This window comes from Macrococcoides bohemicum (genome assembly GCF_003259675.1).
Classification (GTDB): Bacteria; Bacillota; Bacilli; order Staphylococcales; family Staphylococcaceae; genus Macrococcoides; species Macrococcoides bohemicum.
On the sequence record NZ_PZJG01000015.1, the window covers coordinates 1 to 4,902 of the forward strand.

General features: G+C 34.4%; 6 protein-coding genes and 1 pseudogene. 3 read left to right on the forward strand and 4 right to left on the reverse strand.

Going from position 1 to position 4,902, the window contains the following annotated elements:
- On the reverse strand, nt 1–277 hold a 277-nt coding region (locus BHX94_RS12470), incomplete at its 3' end, for a helix-turn-helix domain-containing protein (protein ID WP_146606931.1).
- 202 nt (nt 278–479) lie between these two features.
- Here BHX94_RS12470 and BHX94_RS12480 point away from each other — a divergent pair.
- Complete coding sequence (locus BHX94_RS12480) at nt 480–806, forward strand: glucose PTS transporter subunit EIIB (protein WP_257790042.1); 327 nt, start codon at nt 480–482, stop codon at nt 804–806.
- 26 nt (nt 807–832) lie between these two features.
- Nucleotides 833–1,021 carry a PTS glucose transporter subunit IIA gene (locus BHX94_RS12485; protein ID WP_198337171.1) on the forward strand — a complete coding sequence of 63 codons (189 nt, stop codon included), beginning with the start codon at nt 833–835 and terminating at the stop codon, nt 1,019–1,021.
- 204 nt (nt 1,022–1,225) lie between these two features.
- Here BHX94_RS12485 and BHX94_RS12490 read toward each other — a convergent pair.
- Nucleotides 1,226–1,774 (reverse strand): annotated as a pseudogene (locus BHX94_RS12490) (recombinase family protein); the annotation flags it as partial.
- Between the two features lie 252 nt (nt 1,775–2,026).
- Entirely contained in the window at nt 2,027–3,952 is a 1,926-nt protein-coding gene (locus BHX94_RS12495) for a heavy metal translocating P-type ATPase (protein ID WP_170120848.1), read from the reverse strand.
- 368 nt (nt 3,953–4,320) lie between these two features.
- Between BHX94_RS12495 and BHX94_RS12500 the strand changes: the two genes are divergently transcribed.
- Entirely contained in the window at nt 4,321–4,635 is a 315-nt protein-coding gene (locus BHX94_RS12500; protein WP_048728532.1) for an ArsR/SmtB family transcription factor, read from the forward strand.
- A gap of 172 nt (nt 4,636–4,807) precedes the next feature.
- Here the strand turns inward: BHX94_RS12500 and BHX94_RS13250 are convergent, their stop codons facing one another.
- Nucleotides 4,808–4,900, reverse strand: coding sequence for an IS3 family transposase (locus BHX94_RS13250; RefSeq protein WP_120787076.1), 93 nt, complete (start codon nt 4,898–4,900; stop codon nt 4,808–4,810).
- Between the last annotated feature and the right edge of the window lie 2 nt (nt 4,901–4,902).

Here is a 4,902-nt window from a genome sequence, read left to right on the forward strand (position 1 = left end):
TATCAAAGATTCTAGCAGTTTCTTTATATGAAAGTTGATTAGTAATTCTATACTGAATGATTCTTAATTTTTCATCTGTTGAATATTTCTTTCTGGTCATACTGGATATAAGACCGTCAATACCGAAGGTATCAAATTGGTAAGTCCATGTTTTTAGTTGTGAAGGATCGATATCATATTTGTTACTTAATGAATCATAACCAATATTTCCTTCTTTATATTCTTTGATTAGTTTTAATTTAAAATCAAGATCATGCTTTTTATTCAAAATAAACACCCCTAAAGTTGAATTTTAAGGTTCATTTAGGGGTGCACTTCAAAAGAAGGCACTCTCTTCGGGTTTTCGGTCTGTACTGAAATCAAGGTATTATTGGGAATCCCAGCTTAAATCATAGATACCGTAAGGGATTTTATTCTTTATTTAAAACTTTGCAACAGAACCTTTTTGTTTATATTATTTTATTTTTAAATTTGCTATTATTAAATGGAATTTAAAAACTCCAGGTAGAGAAGTAGAGGATGTTGTTATTTCTGGTACTGTTGAAAATACTACAGATTCTAAAGAGCTTTTAGAAGCGATCATTGTTGCTGTCGGTGGTAAAGATAATATTGAAAAAGTAGATGCTTGTTTTACACGTTTGAGAATAACTTTAAAAGAGCCAAGTAAAGTTGAATCAAGTACTCATTTCACGGAAAAACTAGGGGCAAATGGTGTTGTTAATGTTCCATCTGGTATTCAAATTATTTATGGTAATAAAGCAGCAGTCTATAAGACAGAAATGAGAGAATTACTAGAAATGGAGTAATTGTTTCTTTGAAGGGAAGATAAAGTGTGAATTTATTTAAAAAATTTAAAAAGAAGACGAACCAATTAACCCTACATAGCATAAATACAGGGGTATTTGTTCCAATTACAGAGGTGAAAGATGATGTGTTTTCTCAGAAAATGTTAGGGGATGGTTTTGCTATTAGACCTAATATAAAAGAGGTATATTCACCGATTAGTGGTAGAAGCATTTAGAGGGTCAGGATACCCTGATATGCCAGAGTTAGAACTGGCTCCTCATTTAGATTGGTATAAAGATGTAGATATACGTAAAGAATACAATTGAGTTATATAATATCTGTAGAATCGAATAAACTAAAACGCATTTTAAGACTGTTTCGTGGAGAGTCATCCACTCGGAGATTCGAAACTGCCTTAAAATGCTTTTTTTTTTTACTATTTTAAATATCGATAGAGTGTAGCTTTACTAATACCAGTCATTTCCGTAATTTCTTTTACACTATATTCCTGACTGTCATATAGTTTCACTGCTCTTTCAATATCTCGTTGATTAACGCGTGGGCGACCACCTTTTCTACCTCTAGCCCGCGCGCTTTTTAAACCTTCTTTCGTACGCTCTACAATCAAATCACGCTCAAACTGACTGAATGCTTGGAAAACGGTCATCATTAAGCGTCCTTGGGGTGTACTAGTATCGAAGTTTTCTTTCAGACTTACAAGCTTCACTTTATGCTCTTCAAAGTAAGTAACGAGATCAATTAAATCTTTAGTACTACGACCTAGACGCGAGAAACTTTCCACTATAACTGTGTCTCCAGGGCGTATCTTATCTTTTAGTCGGTTCAGCTGAGGCCGATCGGATTTTGTTCCAGTCATTTTTTCAGTAAGGATCTCATTGCAATTTTGTTCATTGAGTAAATCTAGTTGTCGGTTTAACTCTTGTGATCGTGTACTCACTCTAGCATAGCCATATATATATCCATTCATAAAACTCATCCTTTTTTTGATTTTATTGTATCATAAATGGTGGTTAAAGATTCATACATAAAGAAAAAAGTTTTGATACTGAAAAGGACTACTTTTTTAGTAAAAAACAGTCCTTAAAAATCGTATCATAATCGACTGTTTTTGAGACAAAGTAATTTATAAAAAATATGCCTCTAACGTTTTTAGAACGTTAAAGGCATATTAACTTCAGACAGTTATTACTATACCCTAGCTTTATGGGTTTTGATAGAATTAATTAGATTTTAATAAACGAAGTCCATTCAGAATAACGACCAACGTACTTCCTTCATGAAGGAAGACACTAATTGCAATATCCGTCAAACCTAAGAAACTAGCAATAATTAAAAAGACAACAACGGCCATTGAGAAAAAAATATTTTGCCAAATGACACGATTCATTTTGGTTGCAATATTATGAGATTGTACCAATTTGGATAAATTATTCTGCATTAAAACCAAATCAGACACTTCTACTGCTACATCTGTTCCGTCCCCCATGGCAATACCTACATCTGCATTAACAAGGGCAGGGGCATCATTTACACCATCACCCACCATTGCTGTTACGCCGTATTTCTCTTTTTGCTCGTCAATAATTCGAGATTTATCTTCTGGCATGACATTCGCGATTACTTCATCTATTCCTAATTGTTCTGCAACTGCTTTTCCTGTCATTTCTGAGTCACCAGTAATTAAAGTGGTGTGTATGCCGTGTTCTTTAAAGTAATTAATAGTTTCTTTTGCATGTTCACTTGGAATGTCCATGAGAGCTATAAGTCCAATGACATTCTCATCTTCTGCTACGTATACGACTGTCTTACCTTCTGATGCCCATTCCTTATTTAAACGAATATATTCATTTTCAACATTGTCAAACGAAGTTGGTTTTCCAATCCGATAATTTCTTCCGTTATAATCTCCCGTCAACCCTTTACCAATCTGATTTTCTACTTCAATGGTAAGCTTATTTTTTTGTTCAAACTTTCTTAGAATGGCATCTGCTAAAGGGTGATTGGATTCTTTTTCAAGAGCCACTACGATATCAATAATATTTTCTTCATTCACAGAATCGGCAAAATAATAATTGGTTACTTCTGGTTTTCCTTTGGTCAAAGTTCCCGTCTTATCAAACGCAATTGCTTGAGTATCAGCTAATTGAGACAGATAAGAACTACCTTTTGAAAGGACACCTTTTTTGGCCAGGTTAGAGGTTGTTGATAAGGTTACCGATACGGTAGCTGCTGCTAAAGCACAGGGTGAAGCTGCAACTAAAAGAACCAATCCCCTATAAATACTTTGTGACCATGTCCAATCAAGTAGAACAGGAGCCAATAACACGAACAGGGGAATGGCAATTAAAACAACTGTGACGTATTTCGGTTCGAATTTTTGGATAATACTCGCAGCTTTTGTTTGATTATCTTGGTTCTGGTTCACTAACTGTAAAATTTTTGAAAATACTGTATCTTCGTTTTCTTTGGTGACTTCCATTGTAAACGTGCCTGTCCCATTAATCGTACTCCCAAAAACGGTATCTCCTTTTGTTTTTTCATTAGGTATACTTTCACCATTAATAGACGATTCATCAATGGAAGTAGAGCCAGATAAAATGACTCCATCAATGGGTACTTGGTCACCGTTTAGTACTTGAAGTTGGTCCCCAACTGTTAATTCACTGACGTCAACAATCTTTGTATTCCCATCAGGCAAAATTAACCGAGCAGTTGTTGGGTTCATTTCGAGTAATTTCGTTATTTCTCGTCTACTTCTTCCTTCAGCGTAATCTTCCAGGAAATGTGCGCCTGAAAAAATGAGAATCAACAACGTTCCTTCCCAAAAATTCCCTATCGCTGAAGCTCCTATAGCCGCTAATCCCATTAAAATATGAGAATTAGGCGTAAACTTATTATTTGCTTTTGTATTCTCAATTGTCTCTCCAAGACCTTCCAGAACAATGACATGATAGCCCGCACTAATTGTGGCGAGTGAGAACATGATGTTTTTAATTAATTGATATTCTCCACTTAAGAACAATGCAACAATTGCCAATGCCAAACCAATAAAGTATAGAATAATAGGCATCTTCCCGTGATTGTGATCATGGTCGTGGTTATGTTTCTCTTTTTCCTGTGAATGTTGCTCTTTGGTAGTTTCCATTTCTATCACCTTTCTATTAAATTTCTTTGATTTTTGTTGACTTTTTTTGTGCCTTGCAAATTCTGAGCTCGTTTGTTTGCTTAAGTAAGGCAAGGATTCATATGGTTTGGGCTTATCCAGTCTCCATCTCCTTTTATTTGTAAATCGGAATGATTATGATAAAGATATGAAGTTATATTCATATGTTTACAAAATCATATTAACTCACTGTATGAGTTTTGTCAAGACAAGATGCTTCTTATTCAAATGGACTACTATTGCTGATACAAAAGTCTTAATTTTGTCTATAAACAAAAAACTAGCATCGTTTTACTCACGTGGTATTATATATATATGAATGGAAAATCATGTGAGAGGAATAAGATCATATGGATACATCAACAACTTCGCCAATCAATAAAGAGAAGATCCAATCAATAAGCAAAGTATTCAAAGTGATTAGTGACCCTACACGCTTGTCAATTCTCTTTCTTTTACAGAAAGAAGAGCTCAGTGTTGGAAACATTGTGCTTGCATTGGATATGGAACAGTCCGCGATTTCACACCAACTAAAAATATTGAAAGATTCACGTTTAGTGAAGGCAAGAAGAGAAGGGAAAAGCATGGTTTACAGTCTTGATGATCTTCATGTTTTCAGTATTCTCGAACAAGTCTTAACTCATATCAATGAACAAGAACAATAAAAGCTAATAAGGTATAAAAGGTTCTGTTGCAAAGTTTTAAATAAAGAATAAAATCCCTTACGGTATCTATGATTTAAGCTGGGATTCCCAATAATACCTTGATTTCAGTACAGACCGAAAACCCGAAGAGAGTGCCTTCTTTTGTAGTGAACCCAAAAAGTTGAACTTTTTATTAAGCTACTTTCATTAAAGCAAGATTTCTGTATTCTACAGGAGTCTTGCTTTTTAATTTTCTCTTCTTTCTGACTAAATTATAATACTCCATAT

What these genes read in the sequence shown, in the direction of transcription:
- BHX94_RS12495 (WP_170120848.1), bottom strand. Translation starts at nt 3,952, where the DNA reads ATGGAAACTACCAAAGAGCAACATTCACAGGAAAAAGAGAAACATAAC.
- BHX94_RS13250 (WP_120787076.1), bottom strand. Translation starts at nt 4,900, where the DNA reads ATGGAGTATTATAATTTAGTCAGAAAGAAGAGAAAATTAAAAAGCAAG.
- BHX94_RS12500 (WP_048728532.1), top strand. Translation starts at nt 4,321, where the DNA reads ATGGATACATCAACAACTTCGCCAATCAATAAAGAGAAGATCCAATCA.